This is a genomic window from Puniceibacterium confluentis (assembly GCF_007923445.1).
Classification (GTDB): Bacteria; Pseudomonadota; Alphaproteobacteria; order Rhodobacterales; family Rhodobacteraceae; genus Puniceibacterium; species Puniceibacterium confluentis.
Genome location: NZ_VOJI01000125.1, coordinates 1 through 544, shown reverse-complemented (window position 1 = coordinate 544; position 544 = coordinate 1). Strand labels below are relative to the sequence as shown.

General features: G+C 70.6%; 2 protein-coding genes. Both read left to right on the top strand.

What is annotated here, in order from left to right; genetic code table 11:
* A partial coding sequence (locus FOY53_RS22820; RefSeq protein ID WP_246107530.1) for a putative dsRNA-binding protein occupies positions 1-214 on the top strand: 214 nt, incomplete at its 5' end.
* A gap of 11 nt (positions 215-225) precedes the next feature.
* On the top strand, positions 226-544 hold a 319-nt coding region (locus FOY53_RS22815; RefSeq protein WP_146592555.1), incomplete at its 3' end, for a GTPase.

The following is a 544-nucleotide window of genomic DNA, read 5'->3' as shown; positions in this document are numbered from 1 at the left end:
CCCCAAGACCGCCCTGCAGGAATGGGCCCAGGGCCAGAAGAAGCCGCTGCCGGCCTATTCTGTGATAAACCGGCAGGGACCGGACCATGCGCCGCGCTTCACGGTCGAGGTGACGGTGCTGGGCCTCGAACCTGTCCGCGCCGAGGGACGTTCGCGCCAGGAGGCCGAGAAGGCCGCGGCGGCGACGCTGCTCCAGCGCGAAGGCCAGTCTTGAGTACGAGAACGATGAACGAACACAACACCCGCGCCGGCTTCGCAGCCATCATCGGCGCGCCGAACGCCGGCAAGTCGACCCTGGTCAACCGCCTGGTCGGGGCCAAGGTCTCGATCGTCACCCAGAAGGTGCAGACCACGCGCTTTCCGGTGAAGGGCGTGGCCCTGGCCGGCGACGTCCAGATCGTGCTGGTCGACACCCCCGGCATCTTCAAGCCGCGCCGCCGGCTCGACCGGGCCATGGTCCGCTCGGCCTGGGGCGGCGCCGAGGACGCCGACGCCGTGGTGCATCTGGTCGACGCCCAGGCCGAGATCGCCGTCGCCGGCGGCC